Origin of the sequence: Cohnella ginsengisoli (assembly GCF_029525555.1) — a bacterium.
Classification (GTDB): Bacteria; Bacillota; Bacilli; order Paenibacillales; family Paenibacillaceae; genus Cohnella; species Cohnella ginsengisoli.
This window is the reverse complement of sequence record NZ_JAPDHZ010000002.1, coordinates 335,031-359,070: the sequence shown is the minus strand read 5'-3', so window position 1 is coordinate 359,070 and position 24,040 is coordinate 335,031. Positions and strand designations below refer to the sequence as shown.

24 protein-coding genes, 3 pseudogenes and 1 riboswitch are annotated in these 24,040 nt (G+C 58.9%); all 27 genes and pseudogenes read left to right on the top strand.

Annotated elements, in window-relative coordinates; all coding sequences use genetic code 11:
- Positions 1-9: 9 nt before the first annotated feature.
- The 27 genes and pseudogenes from OMP38_RS01830 (at position 10) to OMP38_RS01705 (ending at position 24,038) form a co-directional block, all read left to right on the top strand.
- Positions 10-495, top strand: a complete 486-nt coding sequence (locus OMP38_RS01830) for a hypothetical protein (RefSeq protein WP_277563633.1) — start codon at positions 10-12, stop codon at positions 493-495.
- A gap of 604 nt (positions 496-1,099) precedes the next feature.
- The gene (locus OMP38_RS01825) at positions 1,100-2,269 is read left to right on the top strand and encodes a D-alanyl-D-alanine carboxypeptidase family protein (protein WP_420869615.1); all 1,170 of its coding nucleotides are present in this window, start codon (positions 1,100-1,102) and stop codon (positions 2,267-2,269) included.
- Between the two features lie 164 nt (positions 2,270-2,433).
- Positions 2,434-2,787: an anti-sigma F factor antagonist gene (gene spoIIAA, locus OMP38_RS01820; RefSeq protein ID WP_090112966.1), complete on the top strand. Its 354-nt coding sequence runs from the start codon at positions 2,434-2,436 to the stop codon at positions 2,785-2,787.
- The gene (spoIIAB, locus tag OMP38_RS01815) at positions 2,784-3,230 is read left to right on the top strand and encodes an anti-sigma F factor (protein ID WP_277563631.1); all 447 of its coding nucleotides are present in this window, start codon (positions 2,784-2,786) and stop codon (positions 3,228-3,230) included. Before spoIIAA ends, spoIIAB begins: the two co-directional genes overlap by 4 nt.
- Before the next feature lie 22 nt (positions 3,231-3,252).
- Positions 3,253-4,011, top strand: coding sequence for an RNA polymerase sporulation sigma factor SigF (sigF, locus tag OMP38_RS01810; protein WP_277563630.1), 759 nt, complete (start codon positions 3,253-3,255; stop codon positions 4,009-4,011).
- A 161-nt stretch (positions 4,012-4,172) separates the two neighbouring features.
- On the top strand, positions 4,173-4,790 hold the full coding sequence (locus OMP38_RS01805; protein ID WP_277563629.1) for a stage V sporulation protein AA: 618 nt from the start codon (positions 4,173-4,175) through the stop codon (positions 4,788-4,790).
- A complete protein-coding gene (locus OMP38_RS01800) occupies positions 4,783-5,217 on the top strand; it encodes a stage V sporulation protein AB (protein ID WP_277563628.1) in 435 nt (144 codons plus the stop codon). Before OMP38_RS01805 ends, OMP38_RS01800 begins: the two co-directional genes overlap by 8 nt.
- 18 nt (positions 5,218-5,235) lie before the next feature.
- Positions 5,236-6,519 (top strand): annotated as a pseudogene (locus tag OMP38_RS01795) (spore germination protein); the annotation flags it as partial.
- Positions 6,520-6,598: 79 nt separating this feature from the next.
- Complete coding sequence (locus OMP38_RS34375) at positions 6,599-6,907, top strand: spore germination protein (protein ID WP_338130387.1); 309 nt, start codon at positions 6,599-6,601, stop codon at positions 6,905-6,907.
- Positions 6,908-7,073: 166 nt separating this feature from the next.
- Entirely contained in the window at positions 7,074-8,405 is a 1,332-nt protein-coding gene (lysA, locus tag OMP38_RS01790) for a diaminopimelate decarboxylase (protein WP_277563627.1), read from the top strand.
- 144 nt (positions 8,406-8,549) lie between these two features.
- Positions 8,550-8,978 carry a peptidylprolyl isomerase gene (locus tag OMP38_RS01785; protein WP_090112954.1) on the top strand — a complete coding sequence of 143 codons (429 nt, stop codon included), beginning with the start codon at positions 8,550-8,552 and terminating at the stop codon, positions 8,976-8,978.
- Between the two features lie 213 nt (positions 8,979-9,191).
- Positions 9,192-9,375: riboswitch (FMN riboswitch) on the top strand.
- 256 nt (positions 9,376-9,631) lie between these two features.
- Positions 9,632-10,738 (top strand): bifunctional diaminohydroxyphosphoribosylaminopyrimidine deaminase/5-amino-6-(5-phosphoribosylamino)uracil reductase RibD, encoded by a 1,107-nt coding sequence (ribD, locus tag OMP38_RS01780; protein WP_277563626.1) that lies wholly within the window; start codon positions 9,632-9,634, stop codon positions 10,736-10,738.
- 3 nt (positions 10,739-10,741) lie between these two features.
- On the top strand, positions 10,742-11,413 hold the full coding sequence (gene ribE, locus OMP38_RS01775; protein ID WP_277563625.1) for a riboflavin synthase: 672 nt from the start codon (positions 10,742-10,744) through the stop codon (positions 11,411-11,413).
- Between the two features lie 29 nt (positions 11,414-11,442).
- Positions 11,443-12,729 (top strand): bifunctional 3,4-dihydroxy-2-butanone-4-phosphate synthase/GTP cyclohydrolase II, encoded by a 1,287-nt coding sequence (locus tag OMP38_RS01770; RefSeq protein WP_277563624.1) that lies wholly within the window; start codon positions 11,443-11,445, stop codon positions 12,727-12,729.
- A 7-nt stretch (positions 12,730-12,736) separates the two neighbouring features.
- Entirely contained in the window at positions 12,737-13,207 is a 471-nt protein-coding gene (ribH, locus tag OMP38_RS01765) for a 6,7-dimethyl-8-ribityllumazine synthase (protein WP_277563623.1), read from the top strand.
- Between the two features lie 97 nt (positions 13,208-13,304).
- Complete coding sequence (locus tag OMP38_RS01760) at positions 13,305-14,117, top strand: segregation and condensation protein A (RefSeq protein WP_277563622.1); 813 nt, start codon at positions 13,305-13,307, stop codon at positions 14,115-14,117.
- Positions 14,086-14,831, top strand: a pseudogene (gene scpB, locus OMP38_RS01755) (SMC-Scp complex subunit ScpB). Before OMP38_RS01760 ends, scpB begins: the two are co-directional and overlap by 32 nt.
- 415 nt (positions 14,832-15,246) lie before the next feature.
- Positions 15,247-15,600, top strand: a complete 354-nt coding sequence (locus OMP38_RS01750; protein ID WP_277563621.1) for a DUF2953 domain-containing protein — start codon at positions 15,247-15,249, stop codon at positions 15,598-15,600.
- A 150-nt stretch (positions 15,601-15,750) separates the two neighbouring features.
- Complete coding sequence (ytfJ, locus tag OMP38_RS01745) at positions 15,751-16,239, top strand: GerW family sporulation protein (protein ID WP_277563620.1); 489 nt, start codon at positions 15,751-15,753, stop codon at positions 16,237-16,239.
- A 310-nt stretch (positions 16,240-16,549) separates the two neighbouring features.
- A pseudogene (locus OMP38_RS01740) lies at positions 16,550-17,571 on the top strand (D-alanyl-D-alanine carboxypeptidase family protein).
- Positions 17,572-17,584: 13 nt separating this feature from the next.
- Positions 17,585-18,235: a nucleoside recognition domain-containing protein gene (locus OMP38_RS01735; RefSeq protein WP_277563619.1), complete on the top strand. Its 651-nt coding sequence runs from the start codon at positions 17,585-17,587 to the stop codon at positions 18,233-18,235.
- A gap of 55 nt (positions 18,236-18,290) precedes the next feature.
- Positions 18,291-18,881 (top strand): spore maturation protein, encoded by a 591-nt coding sequence (locus tag OMP38_RS01730; RefSeq protein ID WP_277563618.1) that lies wholly within the window; start codon positions 18,291-18,293, stop codon positions 18,879-18,881.
- A gap of 22 nt (positions 18,882-18,903) precedes the next feature.
- On the top strand, positions 18,904-19,644 hold the full coding sequence (locus OMP38_RS01725) for a pseudouridine synthase (protein WP_277563617.1): 741 nt from the start codon (positions 18,904-18,906) through the stop codon (positions 19,642-19,644).
- A 217-nt stretch (positions 19,645-19,861) separates the two neighbouring features.
- Positions 19,862-20,317: a peroxiredoxin family protein gene (locus OMP38_RS01720; protein WP_277563616.1), complete on the top strand. Its 456-nt coding sequence runs from the start codon at positions 19,862-19,864 to the stop codon at positions 20,315-20,317.
- 16 nt (positions 20,318-20,333) lie between these two features.
- Positions 20,334-22,013 carry a cytochrome c biogenesis protein ResB gene (gene resB / locus OMP38_RS01715; RefSeq protein ID WP_277563615.1) on the top strand — a complete coding sequence of 560 codons (1,680 nt, stop codon included), beginning with the start codon at positions 20,334-20,336 and terminating at the stop codon, positions 22,011-22,013.
- Positions 22,010-23,272: a cytochrome c biogenesis protein CcsA gene (gene ccsA / locus OMP38_RS01710; protein WP_277563614.1), complete on the top strand. Its 1,263-nt coding sequence runs from the start codon at positions 22,010-22,012 to the stop codon at positions 23,270-23,272. The genes resB and ccsA overlap by 4 nt, the downstream gene beginning before the upstream one ends.
- Positions 23,273-23,321: 49 nt before the next feature.
- Positions 23,322-24,038 (top strand): response regulator transcription factor, encoded by a 717-nt coding sequence (locus OMP38_RS01705; protein ID WP_277563613.1) that lies wholly within the window; start codon positions 23,322-23,324, stop codon positions 24,036-24,038.
- The last annotated feature ends 2 nt before the right edge of the window (positions 24,039-24,040 follow it).

Here is a 24,040-nt window from a genome sequence, read left to right as displayed (position 1 = left end):
GGAACTGTCATGCACGGTACGCGTACGCCCTTGCGGTACTGGTTCAGGGCTATGCAATGGATCGGTGAGGAATCGACATCGGTCGAGCTCGCCGAGATACTAGGCGTGACTTACAAGACCGCTTGGCTGATCGGACATAAGCTGAGAGACGCATTGACTTTGGAGGCTGATGAAATAAAACTGACCGGCTCCGTTGCCGTGACAGGGGGCGTATATGGATGGCGTTGCTATTCAAGTCTGATTACGGAGCCGACGGACCAGCCTATAGTGATCGGCGCTGAGATGGGCGGAGAGGACGTTCAATTCGTAAAGCTGGTTCAAATGAATCCTCGCTTGGCAGGCAAATCGCGATTGTTGACTCGATACGTTTACGACGTTTTTTCCGAGTATCATGTTGAAGCGGAATTTAAAACGGTGAAAACCTTCGCCTATCGGGGGGATGAGAAGCCTAAGGCCCTTATCCGCCGTCTTGATGCACGCCGTTTATTGGTTTGACCATACGCTTCAAGGTCTTGGACCTAAACATCTGCAGGCCTATTTGAATCATCAATCATTCGTTTTCAATTTCTCCCGCAGACGAACGCAGATGCAGGGCCATCTCTTGCGCTTGTGCAGCTGTATACGGTCCATTACTTATCGTGAATTGACGCAACAAAAGAGTGGATACATAAATGACTGCCAGGCAGCTTAATTTGACGCTTTTTGAATGGAAAGTCAAGATTTTGTTTCGCGGTAACGCTCGTATCTGTTTCTCATGGTTTTCGTTTGTGCAGGTCATTTTAATGCAGCTTTAATACTTTCGACGATTGAATCACTGCGTTTCATAGTTGAGCGAAGGGGATAAGCCTAGAAACGCGTTGAAAAGGTACAATCGGTTTACTCCAACCATATAATTCCAGTCCTATTTATTTTGCTCGGATACCCGTTCCTTCCTTGTCGATTTTAAGATACGCCCCACAACTTGGAATATGATGCAGATGCTGCGGGCACAATAGGTCTCAAGACGAATCCAGGGCGGCGACTCGGCCGGCCGGCAGGAGGGACATCATTCTTGAGCCACCAGCAACAAAAATTTCACAGACGTCCTTGGGGACGGGCATTGACGCTTAGCATCGCGGCATCGCTGCTGCTCCCCGCATCGGCATGGGCGAAGGAAAGCGCCGCTCCGCCATCCGGCGGTCCGCAAACGGACCTAGCTGCAAACGCTCGATCGGCCGTGCTCATGGATGCGGACAGCGGCACCGTCGTCTACGAAAAGAACAGCCACTCGGCATTGCCGCCGGCGAGCATTACCAAAATTATGACGATGCTGCTCGTCATGGAAGCAATCGACGACGACCGGATCAAGCTGACGGATCAGGTGTCGACCAGCGAGTATGCGGCTTCGATGGGCGGATCGCAAATTTTCCTTGAGCCGGGCGAGCAGATGACGGTGAACGACATGCTGAAGGGCGTCGCGATGGCTTCCGGGAACGACGCTTCGGTAGCGCTGGCTGAAAAGCTGGCCGGCAGCGAGGAAGAGTTCGTGAAGATGATGAACAAACGCGCCGAAGAGCTCGGCATGAAAGACACCAGATTCGCGAATTGCAACGGACTTCCGGCAGCGGGTCACGTATCGTCCGCGCATGATATCGCGGTCATGTCGAGAGAGTTGTTGAAGCATCCGGAGATCACCAAGTACACGGGAGCTTACCAGGACTATCTGCGTAAAGACAAGGAAAAGCCGTTCTGGCTCGTCAACACGAACAAGCTGGTACGCTTTTATCCAGGGGCGGACGGTTTGAAAACCGGATTTACAAGCGAAGCGAAATTCTGCTTGTCCGCTACCGCGAAGCGGGACAATCTCCGCATGATCGTCGTCGTGATGGGAGAGCCCAATACGAAGACGCGCAACGCGGAAGTTTCCAAGCTGCTGGATTACGCGTTTTCGCATTATTCGAACGTTCAGATCTATAAGGCCGGCGATGCGATCGGCAAGCTAAAGATCGAAAAGGGCGAATACCCCGAGCTGCCTCTGACGGCGAAGCATTCCTACAGCGTGCTCGTGCGCAAAGGCGAGGGCGGCAAAGATATCCGCCATGAGCTGGCTTTGCAGGACAAGGTTATGGCGCCGGTCACCGCCGGCCAGCAGGTCGGCAAACTGATCGTGTATCGGGGCAACGAGGTGCTCGCGGAGTTCCCGATCGAAGCGCCGGAGCATGTGGACAAGGCGGGTTATTGGACGCTGCTCAAGCGGTCGACGGGCAAGCTGTTTTTGGGCGGAAAATGAACGGACGCAAGGCGGCGGGGCGAATAATCGTCCCCGCTGCTTTGCGTATTTTGTCGCCTTTTCGAAGGCTTCTTCTAGTTTTGTCGGAGAGCAGGAATGCAGAAGCGATTCGTAGAAAGATATGCATCTACCATAAACTTAAGGCGCATGAGAGGAGAATCGTAATGAGTTTGCAGGTGGAACTGGAGCAACAGCGCAACGTGCTCATCGTTCGCTTGAGAGGGGAATTGGACCATCACACGGCGGATATCGTCCGCTTCAAGATGGAGGATGCGATACTGCGAGGCAGATGCGACCACGTGGTGCTCAGCCTGAGAGACCTGCAATTCATGGACAGCTCGGGACTCGGCGTCGTATTGGGACGCTACAAACTCGTGAAAGGGCGCGGCGGCCGGATGGTCGTTTGTGACGCGCACGACAACGTCAAACGGCTCTTCGAACTTTCAGGCTTGTTCAAGATTCTATCGTTCTATGACAATGAACGCTCGGCGCTGGCCGGTCTGGAGGTCGTATCATGAGCATCGACAACCATATGAAACTTTCCTTTGCCGCAAGATCGGAAAACGAAGCTTTCGCACGGGTCGCGGTCGCTGCCTTCGTGTCGCAGCTCGATCCGACGATGGAACAGATCAACGATATTAAAACGGTCGTGTCGGAGGCGGTCACCAATTCCATTATTCACGGCTATGACAACGACCCTGCGGGCATCGTTCATCTCGAAGTGGAGATCGCGGGCGATACGATCTCGATCATGATCCGCGACGAAGGCCGCGGCATCGAAGACCTCGATATCGCGCGTCAGCCGTTGTTCACTTCGAGGCCGGAGCTGGAGCGCTCGGGCATGGGCTTCACGATTATGGAAAACTTCATGGACGAATTCGAGGCGACGAGCGCGCCTCGCCAAGGGACTAGCCTGAAAATGAAGAAGCGCATCGAGTCCAAAAAAGCATTGTTCAACTAATACCGCGGCAGGGGTTGGGGGCATGGATATCGAATGGAAACGATCTTCGCCGCCGGGTTATCTTGAAGATGCGGAGGTCAAAAGGCTCATCGCGCTTAGTCAATCGGGCGATAGTTCGGCCCGCGACACGTTGGTGTCGAGCAATATCAGACTCGTCTGGTCCGTCGTGCAGCGCTTCGCCGGCCGCGGCTACGATCCGGACGACTTGTTCCAGATCGGCTGCATCGGGCTGCTGAAGTCGGTGGACAAGTTCGATCTCTCTTACGAGGTCAAATTTTCTACTTATGCGGTCCCCATGATCATCGGCGAGATTCAAAGATTCCTGAGAGACGACGGAACGCTTAAGGTCAGTCGGTCGCTCAAGGAAATGGCGGGCAAGGTAAGAAAGACGAAGGACGAGCTCTCCAAGGTACTGGGGAGGCAGCCTACCATCGGAGAGGTCGCCGAGCGTCTCGGCGTCACGCCTGAAGAAATCGTGTTCGCGCAGGAGGCCAACAAGCCGCCGACCTCGATTCACGAGACGGTATTCGAGAACGACGGCGATCCGATCACGCTGATGGACCAGATCTCGGACGACGCGCAGGAGAAGTGGTTCGACAAGCTGGCGTTGACGCAGGCCATTCAGGCTTTGTCCGAAAGAGAGCGATTGATCGTTTATTTGCGGTATTTCCGGGATCAGACGCAATCCGAGGTCGCCAGCCGCCTGGGCATCTCCCAAGTTCAGGTAAGCAGGTTAGAGAAAAAAATATTGCAGAGCATCAAGGAGCAAATCGCGCAATAATCGCGCTGATGAGTGCGAGAGCGACTTGCAAGCCAAGACCGTGCGCCCGTATGACGGGACGCGCGGTCTTTTTTTTGCCTTGGGAGCGGATGGGATGCCTGGCGTTGCTTCATACTACATGGAAACGATCGCTGGAGGTGCGGCGGTTGAAGGCTGGTATCGTGTATTTACGCTTGCGGAGGCGCGTCGACGTGCTGCCTGGCGCGGTAATCAAGCTGGGAGACATTGCTTCGATCGAGACCGATCGCCGTTATGCAGACCGCATTCGAGAGTTGATCGTCTGGAAAATGCGTCCGGAAGACGGCAATTTGTTAATGATCGACATGCTTCAGATCGTGCGGCTGATTCGTCGCTTCGACCCCGATCTCACGGTCGAAACGTTCGGAGAACCGCATGTTTTGCTCGAAACGACGCAAAGCGGCAAGGTGAAGCCGAGATATGCGCTGCTCGTCGCCGCATGGCTGCTGCTCTTTTTCGGATCGGGCATGGCGATCATGAACTTCCATGCGGACGTAGACATGCCGGTCGTCCAAAGGCGAATCATCGAGCTGCTGACGGGTCGTCCGGACCGTCACGCGTTATTGTTCGAAGTTCCGTATTCGCTCGGCGTCGGGCTCGGCATGCTCATTTTTTTCAACCGCGTCTTCCGCAAAAGGCTGAACGACGAACCGAATCCGTTGGAGGTCGAGATGTTCATGTACCAGGAAAACGTGAATCACTATGTCATCACGGAAGAGTATGCCAAAGCAAGGGCGCGGGAAGGAGAGACGGATGCGTGAGCTTGGAGGCGAAGCGCTTGTCGCGATCGTCGGCCTGTCCGGCGGCTTCGCGGTCGGGAGCGCGTTCGTCGCGCTGCTGATCGTGCTGGATCTCGTGCCGAGGCTTGTGCAGCTGACGCGTGCTTACCGCCGCTCGGCGTTGTTCGAGTCGGCGCTGCTCGCGGGCGTCATGGGATTCAACTGCGCGGACCTATTCGATTGGCGGCTGTCGCTTGGAAAAGGGTGGCTGCTCGTGCCGTCCATTTTCCAAGGCATTTTCGTCGGCATGCTGGCTGCCGCATTGACCGAGGTGCTCAATGTCATCCCGATCGTCGCCAAGCGGCTTCGGCTCGGTCCGTATCTGTTCGCGCTGCTGATCGCGATGGTGCTCGGCAAAGTGGCGGGCTCGTTGGCGGATTGGCTGCTGTTTCAACCGATGCATGAATGACAGGAGGCGCTGGCAAGCATGGACATGACGGAACATGGAAGCATGGAGCTGAAGACGGAAGGCGAACCTCGCTTGGATGCCGAATCGAAAGAGGCGGAAATACCGTCGATTCGTCCGTTGATACCGATCGGTCCGGACAGAAAAAAACGCACCGGCAAGGAGAAGTTCGTAAAGCACGACGATGAGCATAACGATAAGCGGCAGCGGCAAGCTGCCGGTGCGAAGAAAAAGGAAGATGCCATACCTGCAGAAATCGACGATTGGCTGGATAAAGTCAAGCACACGCTCGGCATGTCGGCTTCCTTCGATGTGCAAATCAGAGAAATGACATTCAGCGGACAGCGTACGGGGCTTTTGTTCTTGAGCAGCTTCGCCAAAGACACGGCGCTGACCGAAGTGTTAAAACGCCTAACCTATCTGTCCCCCGACAGTGTCGGCCATGACGCCCTAGAGAGTTTCCTGAAATACTACGTGCCGTCGATTCAAATCCGCGAGATCGATTCGTTTACTGAAATGGTGAACGATGTGCTCGTGGGAAATGCCGCTTTTTATGTGGACGGCGAGCCGCGGGCGCTGCTGATGGACGTCAGGCAATATCCGGGACGGCAGCCGGATCAGCCCGAGCTTGAAAAAGTCGTTCGGGGCAGCAAAGACGGCTTCACGGAGGCCATATTAACCAACGTCGGATTAATCCGGCGCCGGCTGCGCGATCCGAAGCTCCGCTTTGAGATTACGAAGGTAGGCGAGCGTACGCAAACGGACGTCGCGATCGTATACATCGACGACTTGGCGGATACGAAGCTCGTCGAATCGGTGCGGGACAAGATCAAATCGGTCAAGATCGACGGCATTCCGCTTGCGGACAAGCAGCTGGAAGAACTCACGGTCAAGACGGGGTGGAATCCCTTTCCGCTCGTGCGTTACTCCGAACGGCCGGATGTCGTCGCCTCTCACCTGCTCGAGGGAAGCGTGACTGTCCTTGTCGACACGTCCCCTAGCGTCATGATGCTTCCGACCACCTATTTCGACTTGATCCAGCATGCCGAAGAAAATCGGCAAAATCCCTTTATCGGAACTTATTTGCGGTGGATCCGTTTTTTCGGCCTGCTGGCTTCCATGTTTCTAATGCCGATGTGGTATATGTACGCGCAATCCCCGGAACTTCGGCCATCATGGCTGTGGTTCCTCGGCGCCGATAAAACCGGCGATCTGCCGCTCATCTTACAGTTCCTGCTGGTCGAGATCGGCGTCGACCTGATGCGGCTCGCCGCCGTTCATACGCCGACGCCGCTCGTGACGGCGATGTCGCTGGTATCCGCCATCTTGATCGGAGACATCGCCGTCAAAACCGGGCTTTTTTATCAACGAGGTCATCTTGTACATGGCGGTGGCCGCGATCGGAACCTTCGCTACGCCAAGCTACGAGCTAGGGCTGGCCAACCGAATCGTCCGGCTGGTGCTGCTAGTCGCCGTGTTCTTGTTCCAGCTGCCGGGCTTTGTAGCCGGCGCGGCGATCATGCTCATCGCCATGGTCATGATTCGTTCGTACAACACGCCTTATATGTGGCCGTTCATTCCTTTTAACGGTCCGGCGCTGTTCAACGTGTTTTTACGCAGGCCGCTGCCTAAGATCCGCATGCGACCGTCGATCTACAGACCGAAGCAAAGCGGAAAGCAACCCGCAGAATGAGGCGGGACGGCGCTTGCGCGAAGGAATGCAAATGATGCGCCAAATCCTCCATTTCCCCGGATCGCATACTGGGATATACTCAGCTTATCGCGTATAAGGGCGGTTATTGGGACTTGTCCATGCGTACGCCGCGATCGAATTCCAGTCCGAAAAGGGGAAATCATACATGTACTTTCACGGTACCAGCCGCATCAACGACAAGGGACATCTCGAGATTGGAGGCGTCGACACGCTTGATCTCGCCGCGCAGTTCGGCACGCCGCTGTACGTCGTAGACGAGGCGCTCGTGCGCCAGCGCGCCCGCGAATACGTCGAAGCTTTCAAGGCGACCGGCCTCAAGTTCCAAGTCGCTTACGCATCCAAGGCTTTCTGCGTCATGGCCATGTGCCGCGTCGCCGAAGAAGAGGGCATGAGCCTCGACGTCGTATCGGACGGCGAGCTGTATACGGCGCTGCAGGCGGGATTCCCGCCGGAGCGCATTCACTTCCATGGCAACAACAAAACGCCGGACGAGATCGAGATGGCGCTGAACGCCGGTATCGGCTGCTTTGTCGTCGACAACTTCACCGAGCTCGCGCTGCTGAACGCCATCGCCGCAGAGCGCGGCCAGAAGGTCAACATCCTGCTGCGCGTGACGCCGGGCGTCGAGGCGCATACCCACGATTACATCTCCACCGGTCAGCAGGATTCGAAGTTCGGCTTCGACATCGGCAACGGGACGGCGCTTCGCGCCGTTGAAGAGGCGCTCCGCCAAGCGCAGCTCAACCTGCTCGGCGTGCACTCGCATATCGGCTCGCAAATTTTCGAGGTCGAAGGCTTCCGCATGGCGGTCGAAAAGGTCGCCGCTTTCTCCCTCGAAGTGCGCGCGAAGCTGGACAAAACGTTTACCGTCATCAACCTGGGCGGCGGCTTCGGCATCCGCTATGTCGAAGGCGATGCCCCGTTGCCGGTAGCGACTTACGTCGAGGCGATTACGGGCGCCATCATTTCCTCGTTCACCGCAGCCGACTACCCGCTGCCGGAGATCTGGGTCGAACCGGGCCGCAGCATCGTAGGCGACGCCGGCACGACGCTGTACACGGTCGGCACGAGCAAGGACATCCCCGGCGTCCGCAAGTACATTGCCGTCGACGGCGGCATGACGGACAATCCGCGTCCCGCGCTGTACGAATCCAAGTATGAGGCGGTGCTTGCCAACCGTCCCGAAGACGAAGCGACGGAGCTTGTGTCGGTCGCGGGCAAGTGCTGCGAGAGCGGCGACATGCTCATCTGGGACCTCAAGCTGCCTGCCGTACAGTCAGGCGACGTGCTCGCTGTGTTCTGCACCGGCGCTTACAACTATGCGATGGCGAGCAACTACAACCGCATTCGCCGTCCTGCGGTCGTCTTCGTGAAGGACGGACAAGCAGACCTTGTCGTCGCGCGCGAATCGTTCGAAGATATCGCCCGCAACGATCTGCTGCCCGAACGTCTCCGGAAGCAAGCGGTTCACGGTTAAGCCCATTTTGGGAACGGCATCGGCATCGCATATTTAGCTTTGCGACGTTGGCCGCCGCTTGCGGCGGCCTTTTTCCTTTTTTCTCAAAATGTAGTATGATGGGACAAGTCAAAAACAGCGAATGAGAAGGAGCGTTGATCTTTCATGTCTAAGCAAGCTACGATCAAACTGGCCAACGGCAACGAGGTCGTCGTCGAACTGTTCGACAAGGACGCCCCGAACACGGTCGCCAACTTCGAGAAGCTGGCCAACACGGGCTTCTATAATAACCTGAGCTTCCACCGCGTCATTCCGGGCTTCGTCGCCCAGGGCGGATGCCCCAACGGCAACGGTACGGGCGGTCCCGGCTACGAGATCGACTGCGAGATCAACCCGAACAAGCATGAGCGCGGCGCTCTTGCGATGGCCCACCGCGGCAAGAATACGGGCGGCAGCCAGTTTTACATCGTCTATTCGCCGCAGCCGCACCTGGACGGCGTACACACCGTCTTCGGCAAGGTCGTCTCCGGCATGGAGCATGTCGACGCGCTGCGCGGCGGCGACAAGTTCGAGTCCATTTCGGTAACCGAGTAACTATTTATTTCAGCCGGCCCGCTCATGCAGCGGGTCTTTTTTTTCTCTCGGTCATTATTCCGTAGAGCCGCCAAGGGAAAGGATGAAAATCCTTGCTTTTTTTCATTAATGGTGCTAACATGCCTATAAATCGTTCAATCCGATTCTCGGACTCGGATATAGGTTGTCAGTCTCGACCGATGAGGATTCCGCGGATGACGAACGATTTTTGATGCTTACCTTCGGGGCGGGGTGCAATTCCCCACCGGCGGTGATCGGCATCCTTGCGATACGATCGCGAGGACAGCCGTCAGTCCGTGACCCGTATTAGCGCCCTTCATTCCGATGACGGCGCGAGGCGGTGGATCCGGTGAAAATCCGGAACCGACAGTAACAGTCTGGATGGGAGAAGGAAGCGCAGCACGGCCGAACATGTACAGAGGCAGGCAGTGCGGCAATGAATGATGCGAAATTCGATCAGCATCGATTGTGTTTGTGCTACTTTTCACAATTGATTGCGGCGGTTTTTTCGTCGTTCGTGCCGGACGACTTCTTCATGCATGCAGCAGGTCTGTTTCATGCTGTGCGACTATTCGACCCGGGGAAAGGCACTCCGGGTTTTTTTGCGTTATCGAGCAAGTCCCAAGGCAGCTATGGAGAAGGAGTGACGGGGGATGGAGCTGCTGAACGACGCGTTCTACATGCGCCTCGCGCTTCAAGCCGCGGCTGGGGCCGCAGGCCAGACGGGGATCAATCCGATGGTCGGCTGCGTCGTCGTCAAGGAAGGACGCATCGTCGGCATCGGCGCGCATTTGAAGCGCGGCGAAGCGCACGCGGAAGTTCACGCGCTCAATATGGCGGGCGCCGAAGCGTCTGGCGCGACGGCTTATGTCACGCTCGAGCCTTGCAGCCACTACGGCCGGACGCCGCCCTGCTGCGATCGGCTGATCGCGGAGGGCGTCAGCCGCGTCGTGGTGGCGACGGAGGACCCGAACCCGCTCGTCGCGGGCAGCGGCATCGCCAAGCTAAGGGCAAGCGGCATCGCTGTCGATGTCGGCCTTTTAGGCGAAGAGGCGCGAATGCTGAACGAGGCGTTTAACCACTTTATCGTCACTGGCATGCCGTTCGTGACCGTGAAGACCGCGCTTACGCTGGATGGAAGGATCGCTACGCGCACCGGACACAGCCGATGGATTACCGGTCCTTCGTCCCGCGAAGCCGTCCACACGCTTCGGCACCGCCATAACGCGATCATGGTCGGCGCGGGAACCGTGCTGGCGGACGACCCCGAGCTGACGACGCGGCTAGCGGTGCCGGGGCTTCATCCCGTCCGCGTCGTCGTCGATTCGCGGCTACGCACGCCGCCGGACGCCCGCGTGCTGAACGGCGTCGCGCCTACCGTCGTGCTAACGACGGACGAGGCCGATGAGGCGTCCGCTCGCAGGCTCGCCGAATCGGGCGCCGAGATCGTCCGTTGCGGACCGGGTCCGCGCGTCGACCTGAAGGCGGGGCTCAAGGCGCTGGGCGAACGCGGCATCGGCTCGGTGCTGGCCGAAGGCGGCGGCGTGCTGAACGGCTCGCTGCTCGAAGCCGGTCTCGTCGCCAAGATGATGCTCTTCTACGCGCCCAAGATCGTCGGCGACGGGGCGCCTTCGGGCTTCGCGTTCAACGGGCCGGAACAAATGGGAGACGCGGCGAATATCAAGATCGCGTCGATCGAGCGCTACGGGGATGACTGGTGCGTCACCGGCTATCCCGAGCGGCGCGGAGAAGGAGGTTAGCGGATGTTCACGGGTCTCATCGAAGAGGTCGGCAAACTGCAGCGAATCGAGAGCCGCGGCGAGGCGCTGCTGGTGACGGTGTCCGCGCGCAAGGTGCTGGAGGACGTGAAGCTCGGCGACAGCATCGCCGTGAACGGCGTTTGCCTGACGGTCGTCTCTTTCAACGGCAGCGGCTTCAGCGCGGACGTCATGCCGGAGACATACAGGCATACCAATCTCAAGCATCTAAAACCGGGCGAACCCGTCAATCTCGAACGGGCGATGCTCGCAGGCGGCCGTTTCGGCGGCCATATCGTTCAAGGGCATGTAGACGGCACGGCATTGATCGTGTCCCGCACGCATGAAGCGAACGCGGTCGTATTCAGGCTGCGGCCGGAGCAGCCGCATCTGCTGCGCCTTGTCGTACCGCAGGGCTCGATCACGCTGGACGGCATCAGCCTGACGGTCATCGATGCGGACCGGACGTCGGGGACGCTGGCGGTATCGATTATCCCGCACACGCTGGCGGAGACGGCGCTTGCGAACAAGCAGCCGGGCGCGTCGGTCAATGTAGAAAACGACATTTTGGGCAAATATATCGATCATCTGCTGCATGAGAGACACGGAGGCCGGCCGGCCGCGCCGGCGGCTGCAGCGGGGCTCACGGAAGCGAAGCTGAGAGAATTCGGCTTCTGACTTGGACGGTACAAGGGGGGAAACGGGCCATGGAAAACTGGACTTTCGATACGATCGAGTCGGCCTTAACGGATTTGAAGCAGGGCAAGATGGTTCTTGTCGTGGACGACGAGGACCGGGAAAATGAAGGCGACCTGATCGCGCTCGCCGAGAAGGCGACGCCCGAAGTGATCAACTTCATGATCACGAAGGCGCGCGGGCTCGTCTGCGCGCCGATCACCCAGGAACGCGCGGAGCAGCTCGAGCTCCCGCCGATGGTTAGCCACAACACCGATTATCACGGTACGGCGTTCACGGTATCGGTCGACCATATTTCCACGACGACGGGGATTTCCGCATATGAACGCGCCATGACCGTGAAGGGCTTGATCGATCCGGAGGCCAAGCCGGGCGATTTCCGCAAGCCCGGACATATTTTCCCGCTGATCGCGAAAAAGGGCGGCGTACTGCGCCGTTCCGGCCATACGGAAGCCGCGATCGACCTCGCGATTCTATGCGACTCGGCGCCGGCAGCCGTCATCTGCGAGGTCATCAAAGAAGACGGGACGATGGCGCGGCTGCCCGATTTGCAGCTTTTCGCCAAGGAACACGACCTGAAGCTGATCTCGATTCAGGAGTTGATCCGCTATCGCAACGATAAGGAAAAGCTCGTGAAGCGGGAGGTCGCCGTCCGCATGCCGACCGACTTCGGCGAGTTCGAAATGGTCGCCTACTCCAACGAGGTGGACAACAAGGAGCATGTCGCCCTCGTCAAAGGGGTCATCGACGACAGCGAGCCCGTGCTGCTGCGGGTGCATTCTGAATGCCTGACCGGCGACATCTTCCATTCGCACCGCTGCGATTGCGGCCCGCAGCTTGAAGCCGCGATGCGTCAGATCGCCCGCGAAGGACGAGGCATCCTTCTTTACATGCGCCAGGAAGGCCGCGGCATCGGCTTGCTCAATAAACTTCGCGCCTATCAGCTGCAAGAAGAAGGATTGGACACGGTCGAGGCGAATATTAAATTGGGATTCGCGCCCGACCTCCGGGATTACGGCATCGGCGCGCAGATTCTCAAAGATCTCGGCGTCCGGCGCATCCGGCTTCTGACGAACAATCCGCGCAAGGTCCGCGGTCTCGAAGGCTATGGATTGGAAATCGTGGATCGCGTGCCGATCCAAATGACCGAAAACGAAGACAACAAATCGTACTTACGGACGAAGCGTTCCAAGCTGGGTCACCTGCTCACTTTCGCAGAAGACCAAGAGCAGCCGCTAGCCACGCTGCAGACGATCGAGCAAAACGAACAGACCGGCCTTGCGCCGAAGAGAGGATGAAAAGAACATGGCATTCGTATATGAAGGCAATCTCATCTCCCAAGGATTAAAATATGGCATCGTGGTAGGCCGTTTCAACGAGTTTATCTCTTCCAAGCTGCTGAGCGGCGCGCTCGACGCGTTCAAGCGCCATGGCGCCGAGGATCACGAGGTGGAGGTCGCCTGGGTGCCGGGCGCATTCGAGATTCCGCTGATCGCGCAGAAAATGGTCGAGAGCGGCAAGTACGACGCGGTCATCACGCTCGGCGCCGTCATCCGCGGCTCCACGCCGCATTTCGATTATGTGTGCAACGAAGCCGCCAAGGGCGTCGCGGCGGTCGGACTCAAGACAGGCGTGCCGACGGTGTTCGGCGTGCTGACCGTCGACAGCATCGAGCAGGCGATCGAGCGCGCGGGCACGAAGGCCGGCAACAAGGGCTGGGAAGCCGCGGCGACGGCGATCGAGATGGCCAACCTGACGCGGGCGCTGCAAGGCTGAACGCACCGGCCGACGGCCGGAGGCTTATGAAGGCGGCGGGACGATACGCCGCCTTCGGCGCTGTCCGGGGCTTCGCTTGAACGCTGGGGAAGGGTGATTGAACATCGGCACGACCGTTTTATACAAGCTGGAAACGTTCGAAGGCCCGCTCGATCTGCTGCTTCATTTGATCGACAAAGCGGAGATCGCCATCGAAGACATCTCGATCAGCGACATTACCGATCAATACATGTCCTATCTCGAAGCGATGACGGAGCTGGAGCTGGACGTAACGAGCGAATTTCTCGTGATGGCGGCGACGCTGCTGTCGATGAAGAGCAGGCAGCTGCTGCCCAAGCCGCCGGTTACGGACGAGCCGTGGCTGACGGAAGTCGACGACTTCGGAGAGGATCCGCGCGAAGAGCTCATCCGCAAGCTGATCGAATACCGAAAATACAAGGCGATCGCCGGGCAATTGCGCGAGCACGAACTCGAGCGCAGCCTGGTGTTTACGCGCGAGCCTTACGACTTGTCGCCGTTCGAGCCGAGCGTTAAACGCAATCCGGTCGAAGGGCTTCACGTCGACGATTTGGTCCGGGCATTCCGCAAGGCGCTGAGGCGCGCAGCCGGCAGAAACCGAATTTCCGCCATCCAGCGGGACGAGATCTCCGTCAAGGATCGGATCCGCGACATCATGTCGGTGCTCAAGACGCGCGGCGGGGCGGGGGAAGCGAAGGTGATGTTCTCCCAGCTCATCGGCGATTCTCCGGTGCGCGAGGAGATCGTAGCCACCTTTCTCGCCGTGCTGGAGCTCATGAAGCGGCGCTGGGTCAGTTGCCATCAGAGCGGGCTGTTCGACGAGATCGTGCTGACGTGGACGGGAAGGGAGGCCGACGACGATGGATTATTCGACCTTGAAATCGGTACTTGAAGGGCTGCTGTTCGTCGCGGGAGAAGACGGGCTTACGAAAAAACGATCGCGGAAATCGTAGAGGTGGACGGCGACGTCGTCACGGACATCGTCAAAGATTTGCAAAAGGATCTCACCCGGCGAAAGCGGGGCATACGCATCGCGGAGATCGCGGGAACGTACCGGCTCACGACGGCGCCCGAGCATGCGGCTTATTTCGAAAAGCTCGCTTATTCGCCGGCGCGAACGCCGCTATCGCAGGCGGCGCTTGAAACGCTGTCCATCGTCGCTTATCGCCAGCCGATCACTCGCGTAGAGATCGAAGAGATCCGCGGCGTCAAAGCCGAGCGGCCGCTCCAGACGCTGGTCGCCAAAGATTTGATCGAAGAGGTCGGCCGCGCCGAACAGATCGGGCGCCCGATCCTGTACGGGACGACCAAAGCTTTTCTCGATTATTTCGGCTTATCCGGCATCGAGGACCTGCCGGATCCCGTCGTCGCGGCCGATGCCGACGAAGACATGGAGGAGCGCACGCGGATGCTGTTCGAGCGGATCGAGGGCAGGCAGCTGTCGCTCGACGACCTGGATCGCGCACTGCTCGAGGGTCTGCCTGCCGATGACGAGGAAGAAGCGCCTTCGGCGGATCGGATCCGCGCGGACGACGGCGAGGAAGAGGAAGAGGAAGAAGAGCGTTTGCCTGCCCCTGCGCCTAAGTCCGACGATTGGGAATTCTAATCTAAATGATGCGCATGAACCCATGTGCCGAGGCCATACTATCCCCATGCGAAAGGCGGGGAGCGTATGGTTTTTTGGTATTGGGCCGCGGCGGCATGCTTCCTGGCAGCCGTAGTCGCCGCCTGTCTATCTTTCGTCCGCATCCGAATCCGATATTCCCGCAGCGGCAAGCTCGACCAGCTCATCGTGATCGTGCACGCGCTGTATGGACTGTACCGTTTTAACGTAGAGATTCCTACGATCAAAATTTCGAAGACTGGCCTATCGTATCATGTAAAGGAACAGGCGGAGGCGACTGGCGCCGGGCCGACGTCATCTAAGGCGGGGAAAAGGCTGATCAATTTACGAAGTCTCCGGCGACTTAAGCTCGCCATCCGGGAGATCCTCGCGTCCGTAAGAGAATTAAAAAGGGTGGATGTTCGAAGGGCTCCGCAAAATCGAATGCACGCGCTACCGGATGGATATCCGGATCGGGACCGGCGACGCGGCGTCGACTGCCTTAGCGACGGGGCTTTGCTGGTCGATCATGGGGATCGCGACCGGCGCGCTGGACCGCTTCATCAAACTGAGAACGCATCCGCACGGTCAAGTGGAGCCCGTTTACGCCGGAATCGAGCTGTCTGTCGTATGGGAAGCGGATTTTCGAATCCGGGCGAGCGCCGTGCTCGCGCATGGGCTGAGGCTGCTCCCGCGGCTACGGTACGGTTCGGCGCTGCGCAAGGCGTACCGGGATTGGCGCGCTGTCCCGGGGCAAGCGTCCAGAACTTAAGGCGCGATCCGGCAGAAAAGAAAAAAGCGCCTACGGTATAGGGGAGCAGGTTTACATATTCCGCGCGGGGGGGCGGTTAACCTATAGCTGGCGGAAGGCTTTATTTATCCGAATGCCGCGCAGCAAACAGCATAGGAGGCGAGCGAGAGCATGTCCGAACATCCGATTCAAGGCTTGATGCAGACCGCCATGGAAAACATCAAGGAAATGGTCGACGTCAACACGATCGTCGGCGAGCCCGTTCAGACGCCGGACGGGAGCGTCATCCTGCCGATCAGCAAAGTAGGCTTCGGATTCGCGGCCGGCGGCTCCGAATTCCAGGGCATGGACGAGCATGGCAAGCGCAAGCAAGGTCAAAACCAGCAAGAAGGCGGCCATAACGCGAGCGTGCAAATGCCGTTCGGCGGCGGCAGCGGCGGAGGCGTATCGATCAGCCCGATCGCTTTTCTCGTCGTAGGCGCCCAAGGGGTCAAGGTCGTGCCGCTTGATAATCAAACGCATCTGTTTGAAAGGCTGATCGACGCGGCGCCGACCTGGGTCGACAAGCTGCAGCGCATGTTCCGCGGCGACAAGGAAGAGATGATCGAGGATCGCCGGATCGCTTCGATCCCTACGGACCCCGACCTGAACTCGCACTGAGCCCCTGCGCGCGAGCGATCGAGAAGTTCAGCGCAAGGCTTGCCCGTACCGGGTGTATGCCTTGCGCTTCTTCATGCGCCAACGCAGGGCGCGAGGGGGGCCGCATAAGCGCGGACATGCCCGCATACAATGGAGAGACGGTTGGCAGACAAGCAAGCCCGCAGGGAGGAAACCGTTAATGCAAGCTCGAACGAAAAGGCGCCGACGCTCACGCGCCATGGCGCTCGCGACGGCCGCTGCGGCCGCGTTGTCGCTGGTTATTTCGCCGGCCATTCCGTCGGCATCCGCTTCGCACAGCGTGAAGGACCGCATGCCCGCAGCGTCCGCGAAGCCGGCGCAGTCCGAGCCCGCCAAGCCGTCGACCCATGCGAAGGCGGCCGCGCTGATCGACGTGACGAGCGGCCGGCTGCTCTATAGCAGCCGCGGCGACGAGCCGATGCTGATCGCGAGCACAACCAAGATCATGACCGCGATCATCGCGATCGAGCATGGCGATCTGGACGGCATCGTGACCGTAAGCAGCCGGGCCGCCGGCAAGGAAGGCTCTTCGATCTATCTGAAGGCCGGGGAGAAAATGAAGCTGAAGGACATGCTGTACGGGCTCATGCTTCGCTCGGGCAATGACGCCGCGACGGCGATCGCCGAGCACGTCGGCGGTTCCCTGGACGGCTTCGTCTTTTTTAATGAACGCGAAAGCCGAAGAAATCGGGATGACGAACAGTCGCTTCGCCAATCCGAGCGGTCTTGATCAAAAAAGGGCACTATGCCAGCGCGAACGACATGGCGAAGCTGGCGGCTTATGCGCTGCACGACCCGACATTCAGGGAGATCGTCGGCACCAAGGTCAAGACGGCGCCGAATCCCGAAGAGGAATGGGATTATAAATGGGTCAACAAAAACAAAATGCTCCACATGTACGAAGGCGCGGACGGCGTCAAGACGGGCTATACGAAGCAGGCGTTGCGGACGCTCGTCAGCTCGGCGACGCGCAGCGGCAGGCAACTGGCCGCCGTGACGCTTAACGACGGAAACGACTGGAAAGATCATGCCAAGCTGCTGGACTACGGCTTTGCCGCTTACCGGCTGGAGCAGGTGATCGACAAAGGCGCGGCCATCCCGAATTATCCGTTCGTAGCCGCTTCTTCGATAAGCTATCCGTTCGCTGCCGGCGAGCGGGACAAGGTCCAGCTCCGACTTGATTTATACGGACCCGATACGACCGATTACAAGTTAGGCTACAGGGGTAGGCTTTCATACCGGTTAAACGGCGAGCCGATCGGCGCCGTCGAGCTGCTGCCTCAGGCGCCGACACCCGATCGACAATCGAAATAAAGGAGGCGGCCTTATGGTCAACTGGATCTGGCTGGCGATGATCGCGCTCAGCGTCGTTTTCGGAGCCGTCAACGGGCGTGTCCAGCAGGTTACCGAGGCCGCCTTTTCTGGCGCCCAGACGGGCGTCACCGTATGCTTCGGCTTGATCAGCATCCTCGTATTTTGGATGGGACTCATGAAGATCGCCGAAGTATCCGGCATCGTGCGGCGACTGTCGCTGCTGATGGCGCCTATCGTCCGCTGGCTGTTCCCGGACGTGCCGAAGGATCATCCGGCGCTCGGTTACATTTTGTCCAATATGAGCGCCAACCTGCTCGGACTCGGCAATGCGGCCACGCCGATGGGCATCCGCGCCATGCAGGAGCTTCAGAAGCTCAATCCGAATCCGTCCGTCGCGACGCCGGCCATGTGCACGCTGCTGGCGCTGAACACGGCGAGCATCACGATCGTGCCGACGACGCTGATCGCCATTCGGATGAACTTCGGCTCGGCGCATCCGGCCGATATTATCGGACCGACGCTGCTCGCGACCGCGATATCGACCGGGGCCGCCGTCGCCGCCGACCGCTGGTACCGCCGCCGACAGCGCGCCGCGCCGCCGGTTCGGCCGCCGTCCGCGGGTAAGGCCAGCCAACGGCCGGCTAGCCCGCCGGCATCGTTATAGACGCCTCTTTGCAGGTTCCGTGTGCTAGATTCCGAGGGAGAAAGGAGCGTTCGCCATGGTTGCCGCCTTGCACGCGCTCTCCGCTTGGGCGATCCCCATGTTTATCGTCCTTATCCCGCTCGTCGCCGCCTTTCGCAAGGTCCCGGTGTACGAAACGTTCGTCGACGGCGCCAAGGACGGCTTCCAGACGGCGATCGGCATCATTCCTCATCTCGTCGGCATGATGACCGCCATCAGCATGTTTCGAGCCTCCGGCGCGATGGACATGCTGATCGGCTGGGTCGCCCCGTTTTTCAGCGCGCTCGGCATTCCCGCCGAAGTGCTCCCGCTCGGCCTGCTTCGTCCGATTACGGGCGCGGGTTCCCTCGCTTTTGCGACCGACCTCATCAAAACGTACGGACCCGACTCCCTGATCGGGCGGATCGCTTCCGTCGTCCAGGGCAGCACCGACACGACCTTGTACGTCGTGACGGTTTACTTCGGCGCCGTCGGCATCCGCAACGCACGATATGCGCTCAAAGTCGGCCTGTTCTCCGATGCCGTCGGATTTTTCGCGGCCGTGTTCGCATGCTGGCTCCTTTTTTTGATCGAACCCTCCTTCAGGATTCCCCGCCCAAGTTGTGCAAATCCCGCCATGGGAGTATGATGGGGGGTGAGGTGAACCATCAGTGGAAGAACGATTGCAGAAAATACTCGCCAACGCAGGCGTCGCATCCAGACGCAAATGCGAGGAACTCATCGCGGCCGGCAAGGTGACGGTCAACGGCGAAGTGGTCAAAGCGCTCGGCGTCAAGGCCGATCCCGCCAAAGACGCCATCGCGGTGAACGGCAAAAAAATCAAATCCGAGAGCAAGCTTTATTTGCTGTTTAATAAGCCCAAAGGCGTCATAACGAGCATGCATGACGAAAAGGGCCGCACGGTCGTGACGGATTTTCTCAAGGGCGTCAAGGAACGCGTATACCCGGTCGGCCGGCTCGACTACGACACCGAGGGGCTGCTCTTGCTCACGAACGACGGCGAGCTCGCCAATCTGCTCACCCATCCGCGCCATCACGTGGCCAAGACCTACTTGGCGACCGTTGAACGGGTGCCGCACGGCGACGCGCTGGACAAGATTCAGAAGGGCATCAAGCTCGAGGACGGCATGACCGCGCCCGCCGAGATCGAATATCACGACGTCGATCCGGAAGGCAAGCAAGCGACGATCTCGATCACGATCCGCGAGGGACGCAACCGGCAGGTGAGACGGATGTTCGAAGCGATCCATCATCCGGTCATCCGGCTGAAGCGCATCTCGTTCGGCGGTCTCACCCTGGACAACCTGCAGCGCGGCAAATACCGCAAGCTGTCGGACGCCGAGGTTCAATCGCTGCGCGACGCCGCGAAAAAAGCGGAGCGAGGCGAGTAAACCTGCGGTTCCGGCACAGGACGCAACCGTGTCACGGCGTGTCACACAATGTTCAAAACCGGAGCTCCGGGCGCTTGCCTGCGAATCCGGTATTTTCGCTATAATGGAAGAAAAGACGCCGGTGGTGACAAAGTGAAGCGTTATCGCAAACCGATCCAATATATCATACTGGCCGTCGTACTGCTTGTCGGGGGATACGCGATCGGCCAGTCCTTTTTTGACGCCGAATAAAGCGCTTAAACCCGGAAGCGAAGCGCCCGCGTTCGAATTGCTCGGCCTAGACGGCCAGGCGCACAGTCTGGAATCTTATCGGGGCAAGCCGCTCGTGATCAATTTTTGGGGAACGTTTTGTCCGCCTTGCCGTAACGAGATGCCCGCGCTTCAGGCCCAATACGACAAATGGAAGGATCAGGGCGTCCAGCTGGTCGGCATCAATCTGAGCGAGGACCGCGTCAGCGTAGGCAGCTTTTTGAGATCCTACGATATCCATTTTCCCGTGCTGCTCGACAAAAACAAAAAAAACGGAACGCAAATACGGCCTGAAGGAGTATCCGACGACTTTCTTCATCTCGGCCGACGGCAAGATTCAGGATATCGTGATCGGCGGCCCGATGAGCGAGGAGACGATCGAATCCCGCATCGCGCTGCTGCTCGGCAAGGATTAGGGCTCTGACAGGAGGCAGCAAGAGTTGATACACAATACCAAGTGCGAGTGCGGTCACCAGAATCCGACGGGAACCGTGCTCTGCGAATCCTGCGGCAAGCCGCTGGTGGACGATCTTCCGCTCGATTCGCCGCTCGAGATGCGCTACGACGGCGCGGCCAGGCGCTCGCAGAAGCAGAATCCGGCGGTCATCGATCGCGTATGGAACTTCTTTTCGTCGGTCAAGATCGCCATCTGGCTCATCATTCTCACGCTGGTCGGCGCCGCGATCGGCACGATTTACCCCCAAGAGAGTACCTTTATCAATCTGGACGACCCGGCTGCATTTTACAAAGAAACGTATGGCGCTTGGGGCGCGGTGTACCAGGCATTGGGCTTGTCCCGCACGTACGAATCCTGGTGGTTCATCGGCCTGCTCGTCATGATCGGGACATCGCTCGTCATCTGTAGCTTGGACCGCGTGCTTCCGCTTTACAAAGCGCTGTCCAAGCAGCAGGTTCGCAAGCATCCGACCTTCCTGACACGCCAGCAGACCGTGCTGGAGGCCGATATCCCGGGAGATGCCGAAAAGTGGGTCGCAGACTTCGGCGCCCAGCTGAAGCGCAAGCGCTATCGCGTATGGACGGACGGCACTGCGCTGCTTGCCGAGAAAAACCGGTTCAGCCGGTGGGGGCCGTACATCAACCATATCGGATTGATCCTCTTCCTGCTGGCGGTGCTTGGCAGAAGCGTACCGGCTTGGCATATGGACCAGTACGTGAGCATCGACGAATATCAGGTCAAGCAAATCCCCGGTACGAACTATTACGTCGGCAACGACAAGTTCACCGTCGATTACTACAAGGACGAGGAGCTTCCCAAGCAGTTGAAGGGCACGCTTCGGGCCAAGCTGTACCAGACCCAGGCTACTCTTTACGCGTGCACGCAGTATTGCGATGACGACCCGCTGCACGATCCGGTGCTCAAGAAGGTCGAATCCCACGACATCGAAGTGAATTCGCCGCTCGAATACAAGGGGCTCAAGCTGTATCAGTACAATTTCGAGCAAAAGATCCGGCTCATCGAAGTCAAGCCGATGCTGCTCGATGCCAAGAGCGGGAAATCGTACGGGCCGTTCGACCTGCAAATGAACGATCCGGCGGAGAAGTCCGAGGCAGGTCCCTACACGCTGACGCTGAACGACGTGTACCCCGACTTCGGGCTCGACGAGGAAGGCCGCCCGATGACCAAGTCCCGCGACTTCAACAATCCGGCGTTCGTCTTCCGGATCACGGGACCGGATCTGGCCGAGGAGGGAGAGTTGTACATCTACTTCCCAATGCCGAGCGCCGACGACAAGGGCGTCCAGCAGCAGATCAACGACAGCTTCAAAAAGCTCGGCAGCAATTCGGGCCGTTTCAATTTCAAAGTCGGCAAAATGGAAAACGTGAAGTTCTCGCAGTACACGACTTTCCTTAACGTTCGGGTCGACAGGGCGATGCCGTACGTATGGGTTGGCGCGGCAATCTCGATGATCGGTCTCGTGATGGGCTTTTACTGGCATCACCGGCGCATCTGGCTGCGCATCGACGGCGGCAGGCTCACGCTAGGCGCGCACACGAACAAAAATACGTACGGCATTCGAAACGAAACGGCGTCGGCCCTCGCCAAATGCGGCATCGCCGTCGATCCGAAGGCGCTCGATAACAGGAGGAATTCACGTTGAACCACTGGCTTGATATCAGCAGCACCGCATTCCAGGCCGCCTTTTACCTTTACTGCGCATCGTTCATCTGCTATGCGATCGCGGTGGGCGGCAAGCGCTGGAGCAACCGCGAGCCCGAGCACCACAATCGCCGCTGGGGCCGCTTCGGCTTCGTTTTGGCGGTCGCCGGCTGGGCGTGCCACCTGACCTTCTTCTTCACCCGCTGGAAGGGCGGCGGCCATATCCCGACGAGCAATATGTACGAGTTCATGACATTCCTGGCGATGGCCATCGTCTTCGCCTTCATCATCGTGCACCTGATCTATCGCAACAACCTGCTCGGCGCGTTCGCGATCCCGCTCGTCGTCATCATTATCGCGTATGCGGCCGTGTTCCCGTCGGAAGTGCAGCCGCTCATCCCTGCGCTCAACAACTACTGGCTGAAAATTCACGTGACGACGGCCGCTACGGGCGAAGCGTTCTTCGCGGTCGGCTTCGCCGCCGCGCTCGTGAAGCTGCTGCGCGTCATCGACTTCTCGCGCACGGACAAAGCCGGCCGCCGCGAGCAGCGGTGGGTCGAGTTCGTCCTGTTTTTCATGGTCGTGATCATCGGCTTCCTCGTGTCCGTATTCGCCTTCCGCGGAGGCGGCTATGAAGCCAAGTTCCAGCAGGAGAAAGTAAGCATCGACCAGCAGGGCGTCGAGAATAGCGTTACGCAGACGGTCGAATACGGCTTGCCGCCGATCGTGGCGCCGTACAATAGCGAAAAGCTGTCCATGCAGCCGTATCTCGGCATCAAGGATCCGCTGTTCGAAGCGCCGTCGTGGATGAACGGCGTCAACGCGGGCCGCAAGCTGAATACCGTCATCTGGTCGCTGCTGTCGGGCGCGATCTTGTACGGCCTCCTGCGGCTGATCGCGCGCAAGCCGATCGCCGCCGTCATCCACCCTCATCTGTCCGACATCGATCCGGAGGATCTCGACGAGATCAGTTACCGGGCGATCGCGATCGGGTTCCCGGTATTTACGCTCGGCGCGCTCATCTTCGCGATGATCTGGGCACAGATCGCCTGGTCGAGATTCTGGGGCTGGGATCCGAAGGAAGTATGGGCGCTTATCACTTGGCTGTTCTACAGCGCCTATCTTCACCTGCGGCTCTCCAGAGGCTGGCAAGGTACCCGGTCGGCATGGCTCGCGGTCATCGGCTTTATCGTGGTGCTGTTCACTCTGATCGGCGTCAATCTCGTCATCGCCGGCCTGCATTCCTACGCGGGCGTATAACCGTTATAATGAGACAAGCGGATTTTAGTGAAGAAAGGGGCCGAGCCCTATGATGAGCGCCGGCAATCGCATATTGGTGGTGGACGACGAGGAGCGTATCCGTCGTCTGCTGCGCATGTACTTAGAAAAGGAAGGTTACGTCATCGAAGAAGCCGAGGACGGGGAGACTGCGCTAAGGCTGGCGCTGCAGGAAGAGTACGACCTGATCGTGCTCGACCTGATGCTGCCCGGCATCGACGGCATGGAGGTGTGCTCCCGCCTGCGCCAATCCAAGGCGACGCCGGTCATTATGCTGACGGCCAAGGGAGAAGAAGTGAACCGCGTCCAGGGCTTCGAAGCCGGCGCCGACGATTATGTCGTCAAGCCGTTCAGCCCGCGCGAGGTCATCTTCCGCATCAAGGCGATCTTGCGCAGATCGTCCGCGACCGCCTTTTTGTCCAAGGAGCTGAACACGAGCAATAATATCGTCTTCCCGCATCTGGTCATCGAGCATGACGCGCATCGCGTCACTGCCGGCGGGCAGGAAGTGAACCTGACGCCCAAGGAGTACGAGCTGCTGCATTATTTGGCGAGTTCGCCGGATAAAGTGTTTTCCCGCGAAGATCTGCTGAAGGATGTCTGGAACTACGACTTCTTCGGGGATTTGCGCACGGTCGATACGCATGTCAAGCGGCTGCGCGAAAAGCTGAACCGCGTCTCGACCGAAGCCGCCGCGATGATCACGACCGTATGGGGCGTCGGCTACAAGCTCGAGGTGGCGAAGTAAGC